Source organism: Microbacterium sp. A93 (assembly GCF_051842835.1).
Genome location: NZ_JBPXMT010000006.1, coordinates 332,673 through 348,197, shown reverse-complemented (window position 1 = coordinate 348,197; position 15,525 = coordinate 332,673). Strand labels below are relative to the sequence as shown.

At 71.1% G+C, this 15,525-nt stretch carries 9 protein-coding genes; 4 read left to right on the top strand and 5 right to left on the bottom strand.

What is annotated here, in order from left to right; all coding sequences use genetic code 11:
- Positions 1–112: 112 nt before the first annotated feature.
- Positions 113–1,186 (top strand): ThiF family adenylyltransferase, encoded by a 1,074-nt coding sequence (locus ACSU1G_RS17225; protein WP_439281192.1) that lies wholly within the window; start codon positions 113–115, stop codon positions 1,184–1,186.
- A gap of 15 nt (positions 1,187–1,201) precedes the next feature.
- Here ACSU1G_RS17225 and ACSU1G_RS17220 read toward each other — a convergent pair whose 3' ends face one another.
- Together ACSU1G_RS17220 and nudC are read right to left on the bottom strand one after the other, a co-directional pair.
- The gene (locus tag ACSU1G_RS17220) at positions 1,202–3,382 is read right to left on the bottom strand and encodes an ATP-dependent DNA helicase UvrD2 (RefSeq protein ID WP_439281191.1); all 2,181 of its coding nucleotides are present in this window, start codon (positions 3,380–3,382) and stop codon (positions 1,202–1,204) included.
- Positions 3,383–3,401: 19 nt separating this feature from the next.
- Positions 3,402–4,391, bottom strand: a complete 990-nt coding sequence (gene nudC / locus ACSU1G_RS17215) for an NAD(+) diphosphatase (protein WP_439281190.1) — start codon at positions 4,389–4,391, stop codon at positions 3,402–3,404.
- Positions 4,392–4,566: 175 nt separating this feature from the next.
- Here nudC and ACSU1G_RS17210 point away from each other — a divergent pair, with 175 nt between their 5' ends.
- Positions 4,567–6,171, top strand: a complete 1,605-nt coding sequence (locus ACSU1G_RS17210) for a phosphotransferase (protein ID WP_439281189.1) — start codon at positions 4,567–4,569, stop codon at positions 6,169–6,171.
- A 40-nt stretch (positions 6,172–6,211) separates the two neighbouring features.
- Here the strand turns inward: ACSU1G_RS17210 and ACSU1G_RS17205 are convergent, their stop codons facing one another.
- Entirely contained in the window at positions 6,212–9,826 is a 3,615-nt protein-coding gene (locus ACSU1G_RS17205; RefSeq protein ID WP_439281188.1) for an ATP-dependent helicase, read from the bottom strand.
- Positions 9,814–13,212: an ATP-dependent helicase gene (locus tag ACSU1G_RS17200; protein WP_439281187.1), complete on the bottom strand. Its 3,399-nt coding sequence runs from the start codon at positions 13,210–13,212 to the stop codon at positions 9,814–9,816. The genes ACSU1G_RS17205 and ACSU1G_RS17200 overlap by 13 nt, the downstream gene beginning before the upstream one ends.
- Before the next feature lie 183 nt (positions 13,213–13,395).
- On the opposite strand from ACSU1G_RS17200, the gene ACSU1G_RS17195 reads away from it, so the two are divergent.
- Positions 13,396–14,289, top strand: coding sequence for an endonuclease/exonuclease/phosphatase family protein (locus ACSU1G_RS17195; protein WP_439281186.1), 894 nt, complete (start codon positions 13,396–13,398; stop codon positions 14,287–14,289).
- 28 nt (positions 14,290–14,317) lie between these two features.
- On the opposite strand, the gene ACSU1G_RS17190 is transcribed toward ACSU1G_RS17195, so the two are convergent.
- A complete protein-coding gene (locus ACSU1G_RS17190; RefSeq protein ID WP_439281185.1) occupies positions 14,318–14,722 on the bottom strand; it encodes an MGMT family protein in 405 nt (134 codons plus the stop codon).
- Between the two features lie 80 nt (positions 14,723–14,802).
- Here ACSU1G_RS17190 and ACSU1G_RS17185 point away from each other — a divergent pair, with 80 nt between their 5' ends.
- A complete protein-coding gene (locus ACSU1G_RS17185) occupies positions 14,803–15,525 on the top strand; it encodes a 3'-5' exonuclease (RefSeq protein ID WP_439281184.1) in 723 nt (240 codons plus the stop codon).

Genomic DNA, 15,525 nt, shown 5'->3' with positions numbered 1-15,525 from the left:
GACTCCTGCCGGTCGATCCTGTGGATAACCCCGGTGGCCCGTGACCCCACGATGCCACGATGGTCACGGCGGCCCGCACCGGCCGCGGTCATCCTGCCCAGAGAGGATCCCGATGCGTCTTGACCCCGGGCTCACCGTGCTCCAGATCACCGAGGACACCGTCCAGATCGGTTCCGGCACCCGTTCGACCCAGCTCTCCGGCTGCACTCCGGGGGCTGTGGGCTATCTCGGCGACCTGGCGAAAGGTATCCCGGATGGTCATGAGGCGGAGGCGGCCCGCCACCGTGGCATGGACCCCGCCGAGGCGCGCCGGCTGGAGGCGTCTATCGCGGACTTCCTGCGCCGGCACGAACGGCCCGGCTCCTCCGGGGCAGGCCACGCATCCGATGTGCTGGCTGACGACCTGGCGCTGGCCCTGGCCCTCGACGCCGCGCCCCAGTCCGGGGCAGAGGACTCCGGCACCAGGGCCACCGACGCCACCGAGCGGATGGCGCACGTCATGGCGTCCCGTCAGGGCCTCCACGTGCAGGTGCTCGGGCTCGGCCGCACCGGCGCCACCGTCGCGCGGGTGTTGGCAGCCTCCGGCGTCGGCCGCCTGGCCCTGTGGGACCACGAGGAGGTGACGGTGGCGGATCTGGGGACCGGGTTCCTGACCTCGGACCTGGGCCGTCACCGGGCCATCGCCCTGTCCCACCGGCTGGACGACTCAGGGCTGGACGCCGTGATCCTGCCCCTCACCTCCCCCGCCCGTCCGCGTCCCGGTGGCACCCTCACGGTGTCGGTGACCCGGGGCGCCGCTGATGACGACTACATCGCCCTGGCCAGTGCCGCCGACCATCCGGTCCTGCCGGTCGTGATGAGGGACGATGACGCCGTCATCGGTCCCTGGCTGATGCCCGGTCTCGGTGGGTGCCCGCTGTGCTGGGATCTCGCGGCCCGGGCGGCGGACCCCCTGCGGGTCCGCCGCGCCACCGCCCTGAGCGGACAGCAGGCCGGCTGCGAGGACGTGGGATTGGCGACGGCGGCCGGGGCCCTGGCCGCCCGGCAGGTCGTGCGCTGGGCCGAGACGGGAACCGTGGACGCGGGCTCGGTCCTGCATCTGCACGGTGACGGCAGTCGGGTGGAGACGCTCGCGGTGGCCGCACATCCGGACTGCGGTTGCGGACCGGCCGGGGCGGCACGGTGACCGGGGAGGGAAGGGTCAGGCGGTCGGCGTACCGTTGATGAGTTCCAGGACGTCCGCACCGTATTTCTCCAGCTTGGACTTCCCCACCCCGGGGATGCGCAGCAACTCGGGCGGGGACTTCGGCTCGGCCTCGGCGATGGCCACGAGCGTGGCATCCGTGAAGATCACGAAGGCCGGCATGGACGCCGCCTGGGAGGTGGTCAGCCGCCAGGCCTTGAGGTTCTCGAACAAACCCTCGTCATAAGTCGGCGGGCAGTCCACGCAGCGGCCGGTCTTACGTTCCGCCCCGGTCTCCAGGGTCTTTCCGCAGGTTCGGCACTGCACCGGGTGGTTGCGTTTCCGACCCGAGCCGCGCCCACCGGGACGGCCTGCGCCGGAGGTGCTGGGCCGGCGTCGGGCCGCTCCGCCCTGGGCCCCGTGCCGGGAATCCGCCTCCGGGTCCAGCGAGTCCAGGAAGCGGGAGGGCTTGCGGGTGGACCGGCCGCCGGTGCCGCGGGCCAGGGTCCAGGAGAGGAACAGCCGCAGCCGGGCGCGGGTGATGCCCACATAGAGCAGTCGGCGCTCCTCATCGATGTCCTCCTGCGTGTCCGCGAAGCTGATCGGCATCAGCCCCTCGGACAGCCCGACGAGGAACACGGCGTCCCATTCCAGGCCTTTGGCGGAGTGCAGGGAGGCCAGGGTGATGCCCTGCACGGTGGGGGCATGCTGGCTGGCGGCCCGCTCGTCCAGTTCCGCCACGAGGTCCGTGAGCGTGAACTGGTCGCCGCGGGTGGCCGCGAGCTCCTCGGACAGGGCGACCAGCGCGTTGAGGGACTCCCACTTCTCCCGCGTGGCGCCGGAGACCTTCGGAGCCTCGTCGGCGTAGCCGAGGGAGGCGAGCACATCCTTGACCCGGCCGGGGACCTGGTCGCCCACCACGTCCTGGGCGGATCGTGCGGCGGCGCGGAGCTGGAGGATCCCGTCCCGGACCTCACGCCGGGAGAAGAACCGCTCGCCCCCGCGCAGCTGGTAGCTGATGCCTGCCGCCGTGCACGCCGACTCCAGTGCCTGTGACTGCCCGTTGGTGCGGAACAGCACCGCGATCTCGGCGGCTTGGATGCCTTCCGCGAGCAGCTGCTGCACCTGGGTGGCCACCCAACCGGCCTCCGCCTCGTCATCCGTGCATTCGGCGAAGACCGGAGCCGGGCCGTGGTCCCGCTGGGAGAGCAGTTCCAGCGGCTCGGCCCAGCGTGGCATCGGCCCGCGGGTGCCGTCCGGGCCCGGGACCGGGACCCGCTGCCGGGTGCGCTCCGCGAGCAGCCGGTTGGCCAGGTCCACGATCTCGGGGGTGGACCGGTAGTCCCGGACCAGCTTGACCAGCGTGGCGTCCGGGTGCTGCTGGCGGAAATCGAGCAGGAAGCGCGAGGTCGCGCCGGTGAAGGAGTAGATGGTCTGGGAGGCGTCTCCCACCACGCAGAGCTCGTTGCGGCCGCCGAGCCAGAGGTCGAGCAGCCGGTGCTGCAGCGGGGAGACATCCTGATACTCGTCCACGATGAAGACGCGGTACTGGTCCCGGATCTGGGCCGCGATCTTCGGTTCGGTCTCCAGGATGCCGACCATGATCAGCAGGACATCCTCGAAGTCGATGAGGTTCCGGTCCGTCTTGACGTCCTCGTACCCCTGGAACAGCCGGGCCACGCCATTGGCGTCCCAGCCGACGGGCATCTGTCGGTCGGCCGCCGCCGCGGCGTACGAATCCGGGGTGCGCATGGAGACCTTGGCCCATTCGACCTCCCCCGCGAGGTCCCGCAGGGCGGCCCGGTCCGTGGTGGTGCGCAGCCGACGGGCGGCCTCGGCGAGGAGGTTGACCTTGTGGTCCACCAGCTCGGGCACGGCCCCGCCCACCGCCTGCGGCCAGAAGAACTGCAACTGCCGCAGGGCGGCGGAGTGGAAGGTGCGGGCCTGCACGCCATGGGCGCCCAGGTCCCGCAACCGGGTGCGCATCTCGGCGGCCGCCCGGGCGGTGAAGGTCAGGGCCAGCGTCCGGTGCGGGTCGTACACCCCGGTCTGCACCCCGTAGGCGATGCGGTGGGTGATGGCCCGGGTCTTGCCCGTGCCAGCACCGGCGAGGATGCACACCGGCCCGTTCAGGGCGGTGGCGGCCTGGCGTTGTTCGGCGTCCAGGCCGGTCAGGATATCAGTAGTCGTCTCGGTCACAGCGCTCCGGTGGATGGTGTCAGTTCTGCAGGGTGCGTGGCTCGGGCAGCGCCCCGCCAAACCAGTGTTCGATCAGGGCCCGGGAGATGGAGGCGGACCCGGGAAGGGTGATCTCCCCGCCGTCCACGGCTTCCGCCAGCTCCTGGCGGGAGAACCACCGCACGTGGGCGACTTCCTCCCGGTCCGCCGCCGCATCCTCGGGGTGGTCCGTGACGGCGGTATAACCGAGCATCAGGGACTGCGGGAACGGCCACGGCTGGGACCCGAGATAGACCGGCGAATGGACCGTGAGGTTGGACTCCTCATGGATCTCCCGGACCACGGCCGCCTCCAGGGACTCGCCCGGTTCCACGAATCCCGCGAGCGTGGAGTACATCCGCGGCCCCCAGGCGACGTTGTTGCCCAGCAGCACCCGGTCCTCGTGGTCGGTCACCGTGACGATGATGGCGGGGTCTGTGCGGGGGAAGTGCTCGGAGCGGTCCCGGGGGCAGACCCGGACCCACCCGGACTGGGTGATCTCCGTGGGCGTGCCGCACCGGGGGCAGTGTGTGTGCACGGCGTGCCAGTTGGCGATCGCCACGGCTTCGACGAAGACTCCGGCGTCCCGGTCCGTCAGGGCCGCTGCCACGTCCCTCAGCCCCACCCAGGCCACGTCCTCCGGGCTGGGCACGGGTCGACCCCCGGCCTCGCCCCCGTCGAGGGAGGGATGATCCGGGGAGACCAGCAGGATCAGTTCCGCCGGGGGCCCGGACTCGGGCGCCGGCCCAGCCGTGGACCGCCCCAGATAGACCGCACCATCCGGCAGCTCGCCCGACGGCCGGGTCAGGACCAGCTGTCCGCCCAGGACCGGCGCGCGACCCCCACTGACCCACAGCACCCGGGTCTCGTCCCGGGTCCAGACCTGCTCCAGCCAGCCCTCGCGGGCCCGGACCTCACAACCGCGGTCCACATCCTCGCGGGCCAGGGGCAGTCGCCCGAGGGCGGGAAGGATCTCTTCAGGGGTGCGCATGTCTCCACGGTACCGCTCGTTCCGGACACCGTTCCCTCCGGCCGGCGCATCCTGTGGACGGCCGGGTCCACCCGCCCGGACCCGTCATGGTCCGGAACATTCGGCGACTCGCCGCGCCCGAGCCCGCCCGCTGCCGGGCAGGGAACGTACCGTGGTGGTTGTGAACCGTACGCCCATGGAACTAGCTGCCTTGGCCAGCGCCGCCATCCCGGACCTGTCCCCCACCGGAGTGGTCGGATCCCCGGACGACCCCCGAGACTTCTCGGCCGCCGTCGTGTTCGACCGCCAGGGAAGCCAGTGGCGGGTGCGCTCCCCCCTCCACGAGGAGGCCGCCATGCGGCTGGAGACCGAGTTGCAGGTGCTCTCCGGGTTCACCGCGGGGATCCGTGCCGGCCTGCCCTTCCGGGTGCCCTCGGTGGCCGGGGCCGTCCGCCTCGATGGCATGCGCACCTTCGTCTACCACGACATGCCCGGGGTGGAGATGGAGCTGGAGGAACTCGCGGAGCTCGGCAGCAGGACCTCGGAAGACATCGGGCGGGTCATCGCCGCGGTGCACGCCCTGCCCGCGCATGTGGTGGAGAACGCCGACCTGCCGGTGTACACGGCGGATCAGTTCCGCCAGCGCCGCCTGAACGAACTGGACCAGGCCGCGACCACCGGCCGCATCCCCGCCGTGTTGTTGCGCCGCTGGGAGAACGCCCTCGAGGAGATGGAGCTCTGGGACTTCACCCCGGTGGTGACCCACGGTGACCTGCACGAGGACAATCTGCTGGTGGACCAGGATCGGCTCGTGTCCGTGACCGGGTGGACGGACCTGCACATCGGTGATCCAGCGGAGGACTTCGCCTGGCTGGCCTCCTCCGGGAACCAGTCCTTCACCGAGGACGTCGTGACCGCCTACTGGCAGCACCGTTCCGGCGGCATCGTGCAGGACGAGCACCTGTTGCGGCGGGCCGTGCTGGCCGCCGAGTTCGCGCTGGCGCAGTGGCTCGTCCGGGGCCTCGCCGCCCGGGACGAGGAGATGTCCTCCGAGGCCGAGGCCATGCTGGGCGAGTTGCGGGCCGACGTGGAGGAACACGGGGGTCAGGAGATCAGCGCCGCCCCCGCCGGGCCGCGCGCCGCGCCGGCCCCGGAGGCTATGCCCCGGCAGGATCAGGGGAAGAAGACCACATCAGGACCACCTCCTGCGCCGACCGTTGCACCGACCATTGCGCCAACCATTGCGCCAACCGGTACACCGACCGAAGGCGAGAGATCCGCGGAGGCCGCCGACGGCGGGCCCGAGGGCAGTGGAGCCGGCGACGATGATCTGGCCGACGCCGTCATCATCGAGCGGGAACCGGAGGGCGAACCGGAGACGGCGGGACACGTCGAATCAGGGGAATCGGGCGCGTCACCCGATCCGGAGTCCGCTGATACGGACGGGACCACCGAACCGTCCGAGTCAGAGACCGACGCAAAGCAAGCCGACGCAGAGCAGACCGAGGCCGAAGACCCCGAGAACCCCGAGGACCCCACCCTCAATGAGGATGAGGACGCGCCGGTCGACGCCGGTGAGCCGGCTGTCCCTGCGGACCCGGCCGATAGTGCAGGCCCAGCCAATAGTGCAGACTCGGCCGGTAGCGGGGACCCGGCCGATGCCGATGCCGTCCGTGAGACCGTCAGCGAGGACGCCAGCGGGGCCGATCCCGTGGATCGTCCGACCACGGCGCTGAACCTGGACCTGGAACTGGACGAGGTCCGTCACCTCGATATCCGCCGCACCACGGACCCCTCGTGACGCCACCCTGACGTTGCTGAACCACCGCAGCCGCGGTGGTTCAGCCGTCCTGCTGGGTGAACGCCGCCGTCAGGACGGCCTCCAACTCGTCCTCTCCGGCCAGGTCGTGCAGTGACTTCTCCACCCCGTGCGCCACGTAGACGAAGCTGGCGCTGATGTTCTCCAGGGGGATGCGGTGCAGCCGTGACCAGGCCAGCCGGTAGACGGCCAGCTGCAGGGACTTGATCTTCAGGTCACGTCCCGAGGGGACAGCACCCGTCTTCCAGTCCACGAGCTCCCAGCGGGCCTCCGGATCGTTCGGCAGATCCGGTGCCCCGCCCTCGCGGAACACGGCATCGATGCGCCCACGCAGTGCCACTCCCCCGACGGTGGTCTCGACCGGCGGCTCGATGTAGGCGGGAAGCCGGCCCGCCCACCGGCTCGCCAGGAAGCTCTGCTTCATGGGTTCCAGATCCAGCGCATCCTCGACCCAGTGGTCCGCCGAATCCTCGGGGTCGTCGAAGTCGAGCATCCCGGTGGCGCCGAAGTGGTCCTCCACCCAGGCATGGAAGGCGGTTCCCCGGCGTGCCGCGTGGGCCGGCGGCCGGGGCATGGGACGGCGGAGTTGACGGGCCACGGCCTCGGGGTCGTCCGCCAGTGCCACGAACGTGGAGGCACTGACGTGGCCGGGCAGTTCAACGAGGCGTCCGCGGTGGTTGACGGGGGCGGCGCGTTCGAGGACCCACTCGACCTGCCGGGCCAGATCGCTGGTGGCCTCTCCGCCCGCCGGACTGTCCGTCGCCCCTTCCGCCTCCGGCTCGCCTGTCTCCGGCTCGTCCTCCTCCGGCCCCGTCACCAGCGGGGCAGCGGAGCGCACCCACCGTGCGGCCTCCTCCACGGCCTCGCGGCGTGGCCGGGACCGCGGTGGCAGGGCCGTCGCCTGGTCCAGGTCATCGGGGGCGTCCGGGTTCATCACCAGCACCTCCGGACCGTTGAGGGGGTCGAAGGGCCACCAGGCCACGAGCTTGCGGTGCGCGAACGGGTTCTCCTCGCCCACATCCTCGGGCGCGGCCCACGGACCGGTCACCACGTTCACACCGTCCGTGGCCTCCATCAGCTCGTCCAGGAAGGGCGACGGAGTGGACGGCGTCTTGGTCACGCCACGCCAGTGGCTTCCGCTGAGCAGCAACAGGGTCCTCGCCCGGGTGAACGCCACGTAGGCCAGGCGCCGCTCCTCCTCCAGGTGATGTACCGCTGCACGGTCCTTGTACGAGTCGGGATACTCGTCCTTCTGGCGTTTCAGGCTCCACCCCACCGCGTGACCGGCCCAATCGCGCTGGTTCGACCACTCCGTGTTCCAGTGCGGCAGGCTGTTCGCATCCCCGCGTAACGTCCAGGGCAGATGCCCCGACTTCTCCGACGTCCAGGTGTCCACGGTCTTGCCCGGGAATTGACCATCCACCAGACCTGGGACCGCCACGATGTCCCATTCCAGTCCCTTGGACGCGTGGGCCGTCAGCAGCTGGACGGCCTCGTGGCTCGGTTCGGCGCCGGCCATCCCCAGGCCCTTCTCCCGTTCCTCCGCCGCCTGGAGCCAGGCCAGGAACGCCGTGAGATCGGCGCCCGACCCCTCGACGGCTCCCTGGGTGAAGTCCCGGGCGGCGTCGAGGAAGCCGTCCAGGTGCCGGCGGGCCGTGATCCCGGACTGACCGGGACGCGCGGCGACCTCGATGTCCAGGCCGAGGGTCGTCTCGACCAGCCGGATCAGGGCGGTGAGCTCGAGCCCGGTCTGTCCGGACAGGTACCTCAGCTCCCGGGACAGCCTCTCGAGGCGTTCTCGGCCCGCCGCGCTGAAGCCGCGTCCGGCCGCGTCAGTCCACCCGGGATCGGGCAGCCAGTCCAGCGCCTCGATGAGGGACGAGGATTCCGCGTCCTCCTCCGGTGAGGTGTCCAGTTCGGCGTCCGAACCGTCCTGCAGTGCCTGCGGGTCCTGGGCTGGCCCGGCGTGCCGCCGGTTCCGTTCCAGGGTGGAGGCCCGGCCTTGCAGCACCACCAGGTCCGCTGTGCCGATGCGCCAGCGGGCCCCGGTCAGCAGGCGCATCAGGTGGTCCGATCGGCTCGGATCGGAGATGACCTGGAGTACGGCGATCACGTCCGCCACCTCGGGCACGGACAGCAGTCCGGACAGCCCGAGCACCTCGTAGGGCACCCCCGCCAGGTCCATGGCCTCCATGAGGGGTTCGAACTGGCTACGGGTCCGGCACAGGATGGCCCGCGTGGGCCGCTGGCTCGGTGTCCTGCCGTCACCTTCGGCACCTCCGGCATCTTTCAAAGCAGCGACGACGGCGGCCGCCTCCTGCTCGGAGTCCGGCAGCCACGCGGCGCGCACCTCGCCGTCCACGGCGATCGGTGATGCTGTGAGCGGTTTGACCTGGATCCCGCCCACCGATTCGCTCCGCAGGGGGCCGGCCACGGTGTTGGCCGCAGCCAGGATGGTGTGGGAGTTGCGCCATGCCGTGGTCAGGTAGCTGACGGGGGCCGGGTCCACGCCGCCGCCGGCCCTGGGGACGCTGAACAGCCCGGGGAAGGCGAACAGCTGACCGGCGGAGGCCCCTCGGAACCCGTAGATGGACTGGTGGGGGTCCCCCACGGCGGTGACCGGGTGGCCACCCGTCCCGTACAGGCCGCGGAACAGCTCGAGCTGGGCGTGGGAGGTGTCCTGGAACTCGTCCAGCAGGACCACCCGGTAGCGGGACCGTTCGATCTGCCCGACGGCCGGAACCTCCTGGGCGATCCGGGCGGCGAATCGGACGAGGTCGCCGAAGTCCATGACCCCGGCGTCCAGGGTGGCCCGCCGGTAGGAGACCACCAGTTCGGCCATGACGCGGCGTAGCCGGAGCATGGAGAAGATCTTGGCGACATCGGCATGGCTGCCCTCGGTCTGGGTCACGTCATAGGGCAGGGACTCACCGAAGCGGGACTGCTCCGCGAGGTAGGCCTCCACCTCGTCCGGATCCACGAGGTGTTCGGCGCAGTCGCCGGCCAGTTTGATGGCGCCGCTGACCAGACTGGACGCCGCGATGTTCGCGAAGCTGAGATCCCCCTCGTAGGCGCGGACGATCCGGGACATGATCTGGTAGGACTGGGCCTCGCCGATCATCCCGGTGTCAGGTTCCAGGCCGATGCGCATCCCGTGATCCCGCACGAGGGTGTTGGCATAGGAGTGGTAGGTGGACACGCTGGCCCGGGCGGCCCCCTCCGTCAGCATCCCCTCATCGGCATCGGCCCCCTCGGCCCCCGCCGGGAGCTCAAGACCTGCCTCCGAGAGGAGGTCCAGCTTGCGGTTGATGCGTTGGGCCAACTCGCCGGCGGCCTTACGCGTGAAGGTCACACCCAGGACCTGGTCCGGGGCCACGAAACCGTTGGCCACGAGCCACACCACGCGGTCGGACATCGTGGCGGTCTTCCCGGAACCGGCTCCGGCCACCACCAGCCGCGGCTGCAGCGGCGCGCTGATCACGGCCGACTGTTCCTCGGTGGGGGCGTGCTGGTCCAGCAGTCCGGCCAGGTCCTCCGGGCTGTACCGCGCGCTGCTGACGTCCGGGAACACCTCCACGGAAGTGTTCGCCGGGTCTTCCACGGAGACCAGACCGGCCTCGGGGTTCATCGGTGCCATTCGGTGGACTGCCTTCCCTCGCTGTGTATGGGGCAGAGTGCCGGCAGCGCGCATCGCGGATGTGCGGCTCCGCCGTGGACGGCCAGGAACCGGGGGCCGACCATCGCGGCCGCGGCGGTGAAGATCTGCTCGAGCGCCCAGTGCTGGTCTGCCCGCAGCGCCGCCTGGTCCTGGATCTTGACGTTCTTGTTGGTGGTGCGCAGTTGGACGAGTGCGGCGCCGCCCGGCTCGGTGGGCCGCCCGAAGTCCTCGGCCGGCATCGCTCCGGCGGCGATGGCTGCCTGGTACACGCCGAGCTGCGGCAGCTCCTGAAGGTCCTTGGCCGTCGGAGCATGTTTGCCGGTCTTGAGGTCGATCACATACGGACGACCGTCACTGTCCCGCTCGAGACGGTCGATGCTGCCCCGGATCTGGACTCTCAGGCCGCCGCGTTCCAGTTCCTGCTGGAACCGGTGTTCCACGGCCACGACGGACCGGCCCGCCTTCTCCATCTGGCCCAGGTAGCTCACGAAGAACTCCATCATGCGCCGCGCCTCTTGGGCCACGCGCTCGGATTCCCACCCGGGTTCCAGCCCGAGGTCCGGCAACCGCCGTTCGAGCTCGGCGAGCAGGTCCTCGGCCGGTCCCTCGGGGTAGGCCTCCGCGATGGCGTGGATGAACGTGCCGATCGACTGGGCCTGGGTGCTCCCGGCCTGGCCTCCGGCCTGGTAGACGAACCAGTTCAGCGGCGACTGCAGTGCCGTCTCCACGCGTGACGGGGAGACCGGGACCGGGGTGGTCTCTGTGTCCACGAGTGGTTCTTCGGTGGACAACGGAAGCAATCCCCACCAGTGCTCCGGATCCGCACCACGGATCCCCTCCGCCGCCAACCGGGCCAAGGCCGAGGCGACCGACCGCACCCGGGGTGGGGGGCCGGCGTCGGGCCCGGACCGGCCGTCATCCGCCGGGGCCTGGGGGTCCCGCACGACCGCCCGGGCGGCCTCCTCCAGCTCTCGCCGCAGTCCCGCGACGAGGGCGCCGGCGGTGAGCGGACGCGGCACCTCGGTCAGCGGACGCGGTCTGGCCACCTCCCGCCACGGCTCGATCAGGTCGAGGAAATCGGAGGGCTGGTGGTCCTCGGAGGCGACCGCGATCCCGATCACCCGCTGCCGGGCCCGGGACACTGCGGTGGCGAAGCTGCGCAACTCGTCCTGACGCACCTCGGCCAGGCGGGACCGGTGGTCCGTGCGGGTGGTCCTGCCCTGGGCCACGTCGGCCAGATCGGTGGCGCCCAAGAGTTGGCCGCGCAGCCGGGTGTTGGGCCAGACGCCGTCCTGCAGTCCCGCGATGATCACCGCATCCCATTCCCGGCCCGCGGCGGTCGCTGGGGTCACCACGGACACGGATCCCTCCTGCGAGGACGTCGAGGCGAGGGAGTCCATGGGCAGGTCCTGGGCCTCCATGTACTCGGCGAAGGCCAGGGGCGAGGCCCCCGGGAACTGGTCCACGTACCGTTCGGCGGCCTGGAAGAGCCCGACGACGGCGTCCAGATCGCGGTCCGCCCGCCGGGCCGCGGGTCCGGTTCCGGTCACGGCCTCCCGCTCCCAGCGGGCCGGCCTCTCGGAGGCGTCCCAGAGGGCCCACAGCACGGACTCGGCGGTGGCCGCAGGATCCTTCGCTGCGGCCCGGCCGGCCAGCACCATCCGGGCGATGCGCTGCACGCCCGCGCCGGGGATCGGATGACCGGCAAGGGCGGCGGGGTCCTCGAAGGCGGCCAGGAGCAGCTCGGTGCTGGGCCGGCTGCCGCCGGACGCCCGTTCGTCCTGCAGGAGCCGCTGGCGCAGCTGACGCAGGTGCAGGGCGGTGGCCCCGCCATAGCGTCCGCCGGCCCACCAGAGCGCCGTGTCCAGGTCTGGGTGAGCCTCCGGCTCCTCCGGGGCCGTGGAGACGGCGCGCAGCAGGGACAGCAAGGGTGTCACGGCCGGTTCGCTCTTCAGGACCGTGTCCGCCACGGAGCGGTTGACCGGGACGCCCTCGGCTTCCAGATAGCGCGCGAGTTCGGCCACGAGAGGTCCGGAGCGGGCGATCACGGCCATGTCCCCGAGGGGGATCCCGCCCCGGTGATGCAGGTGCAGCAACTGTTGGAGCACCAGCAGCTGCTCGTGCGGGGGCGAGGACACCAGGTGGGCGGTGGCACCGTGGACCCGACTCGTGGCCGGGGCATCAGCGGGCGGCGCCACAGTGGTCGGGGCCCCAGTCGTCTCGGTCGCCTCGGTGGTACCCGTGTCTGCGGTCGTCATCCCCTGCCGCATCTCCATGGTCCCCGGCAGGGCGGGGATCCGGCGGGCGACCCGTTGCCAGGCCTGCATCACGTCCTGGCGCATCCGGTACCCGGTGGTCAGGAGGAACGTCCTGCCCGGGGCGGACTCCGGGCCCGGATCCGCCGGTGCCGCACTCGTCGGCAGGAGGCAGCCGGGGTAGTCCCGGACGAGATCCGGACGGGCGCCGCGGAACCCCTGGACCACGGTGTCCGGGCTGGCCAACGCCACCACGTCCTGGCCCGTGCCGAGGATCCTGATCAGGCGGTGTACGGCCGGGGTGGCCTCCTGCAGGTCATCGATGACGAGTACGGGCAGATTCTTCCGTTCCCCGTCCAGCAGCTCCGGGTTCTCCTGCAGCAGGAGGCCGGCCGTGGTGATCAGCCCGGCGGGGTCGAACGCCTCGGCCATCCCCAGGTCCAACCGGTCCCGGTAGTCCTGGAGCAGCACAGCGGCGGCCACCCATTCGGCGCGGCCGTGTCGCTCCCCCAGGTCCTCGAGCTGGCCGGGTTCGATCCCGTACTCACTGGTGCGGTCGATCAACTCGCGCACCTCCTGGCGGAATCCCCGGGTCGGCACGGCCTCGACCAGGTCGGCGGGCCAGTCCGGCCCTCTGACCTCCCCCGAGGAGTAGGACTCCAACAGTTCCGCGATCACGGTGTCCTGCTCCGCGCCGGACAGCAGGCGCGGGGTCCGTTGCACCGATGGCAGGAATCCGGCCGTCCGTGCCCGTCGGATCAGGTCGAAGGCGTAGGCCGCCCAGGTCCGCACGGGCGTGGAGGTACGCGTGCCCCGGCCACCGTGGGCCAGCCGCACGGACAGGTCATCCCGCAGCCGCGCCGAGGCCTGCCGCGTGGGAGCGAGCACCAGCAGCTGTTGGGGATCCAGGCCGGCGTCGATGCGGCGGGCGGCGTACTCCACGGCCAATGCGCTGCGTCCGGTCCCGGGGCCGCCCAGGACGAGCACCGGTCCGTGACCCGGGGCGAGGTCGAGGACCCGCTGCTGCTCGGCGTTCGGGGTCATGGGCTCCGCACGAACCGTGCGGGGCGCGGTCAGTCGCAGGGCGTCCTGGTGGTGTTCGGCGGGCATGTCCTCATTCAACCAGCCGCCACAGACACGTTTGCGCGCGGTTCGCCTGACGGTCACCGTCACAGCGACTGAGGGTCATGTTCCTGCGCTGGGCTAGCGGCACCGTCTCCGGACTGCGCGGCCCCTCACCATCCCCTCACCGGGCCCGAACACCTCACCCACCCACTGAGACAAGGACCCCCGATGATGAAGAGCCCTGTACGCCCTGTACCCGTGAGAACTGCCGGAGCAGCTCTGGCCACAACCGCCATCCTGCTGCTCGCCTCCGTCCCGGCGACGGCCGGGAGCCCGCACGAGCAGGGTGGGGGCCACCACCCCTCGGACCGGACGATCACGGTAGCCACCTTCAACATCCATCACGGCGCTGACGCGGAGGATGTGCTGGACCTGGAACGCACCGCCGCGGACATCGAGTCCTGGGACGTGGACGTCATCGGTCTGCAGGAGGTGGACCGGCACTGGGGCGAACGCTCGGACTTCCAGGACCAGGCCGCCGAGCTGGCTGAGATGCTCGGCATGGACCACTGTTATGCCGCCAACCTGGACTCAGACCCCTCCGAGCCAGGGCAGGAGCGGCGCCAGTATGGCACCGCGATCCTGTCCACACACCCGTTGCAGGACTGCCACAACACCCCGCTGCCGAACTTCGAAGGTGGCGAGCAGCGTGGACTGGCCCAGGCGGAGGTCAAGATCCGTGGCTCGGAGTTCATCTTCTACACCACCCATCTCACCCACCGCGGTGATCAAGGCGAGTACCGCGAGATGCAGTTCGACGCCGTCAACGAGATCGTGGGCGCCTCCGGCCGCCCGGGCATCCTCGTCGGGGACCTCAATGCCGCACCGGACTCGCCCGAGTACCGCACGTTCACCTCACTGTTCGACGACGTCTGGGCCGAGGCCGGTACCGGGGACGGCTTCACGTTCGCTCCCGGCAACCCGACCGGCCGGATCGACTACGTCCTCGCCACCCCGGACATCACGCCCGTGTCAGCACAGGTCCCCGAAATCTTCTCCTCAGACCACTTCCCCGTGGTCACCGAGGTGACGCTGCCGCACCCCAGCGGCAAGAACAAATAGCCGGACGCCGAAGCATCACGGTGGGTGGTCAGCCCAGCCCGGAGCGTAACGCTGCCAGCACGGCCAGCTCCGCCTCGTCCGGCTCCCACCGGGCCCGCGCGAGGTCCACGCGGAGGTGAGGGCCGCCGTCGGGCCCTGCTGTGGGGTTCCCCGGGTGCCCCTTCAGCGGGGTGCGTTCCTCCCGGTAGTGCGGCGTGGCGCGGACGGACAACGACGGCGGCAGGGAACCATCCGCTCGGACGATCCGCCACCAGGGCGTCCCGTCCGGCGCTCCGGACATGGCGCGTCCGGCCTGGCGCGGGCCGCCGGCCCCGAGGAGCCCGGCCAGTCCCCCGTAACTGACGGCCAGTCCCGGCGGGACGAGCTGGGCGGCGAGCACGAGCGCCTCGGACAGCTCGAAGGGTCCGGGCGGCCACTGGGTGAGGTCCTCCACAGGCGACCATTCTGCCCTCCCGGCCCACCGCCCCCGGGCGCGCCGTGCCGCGCAGCCCACGGAACGGTAGCGTGTGGGGTGTGAGCGAAACCGCAGTGAACATCCCACGGCCTCCGGCAGCCGGCTGGCACCAGCAGATCCGCGTCGGGTTCGATCTGGAGACCACCGGACGTGACCCGGAGGAGGCGCTGGTGGTGACGGCCTCGCTCGTGGTGGTGGACCCGCACGGACAGCTCGCCGCCGCCTATGAGTGGCTGGTGGATCCGGGCGTGCCGATCCCCGTGGAGTCCTCCGCCGTGCACGGGGTGACCACGGAGAAGGCGCAGGCCGAGGGGATGCCGGCCGACCAGGCCATCGTGGAGATCGCGGACACGCTGCGCGACTTCTTCGACGCGGGGATCCCCGTCATCGCCTTCAACGCCTGCTATGACTTCACCGTGATGGACCGGGAACTGGCCCGCCGCGGCCTGGAGCCGCTGCAGAACCAGTGGATCATCGATCCGCACATCATCGACAAGCAGGTGGACCGCTACCGCAAGGGCAAGCGCACGCTCACGGACGTCTGCGCCTTTTACGGCGTGGAGCTGCTGGATGCACACACCTCCGCCGCCGATTCCCTGGCCGCCGTGGGCGTGGCCGATCAGCTCGCCTCGAAGTACCCGAAGCTCCAGATCCCGTTGGACGAGCTGCACGGGTTCCAGGTGCGGTGGAAGGCCGAGCAGTCGGCCAGCTTCCAGGACTACCTGCGCCGTAAGGACCCCTCGGCCGTGATCAACGGCGACTGGCCGGTGCAGGGACGCTAG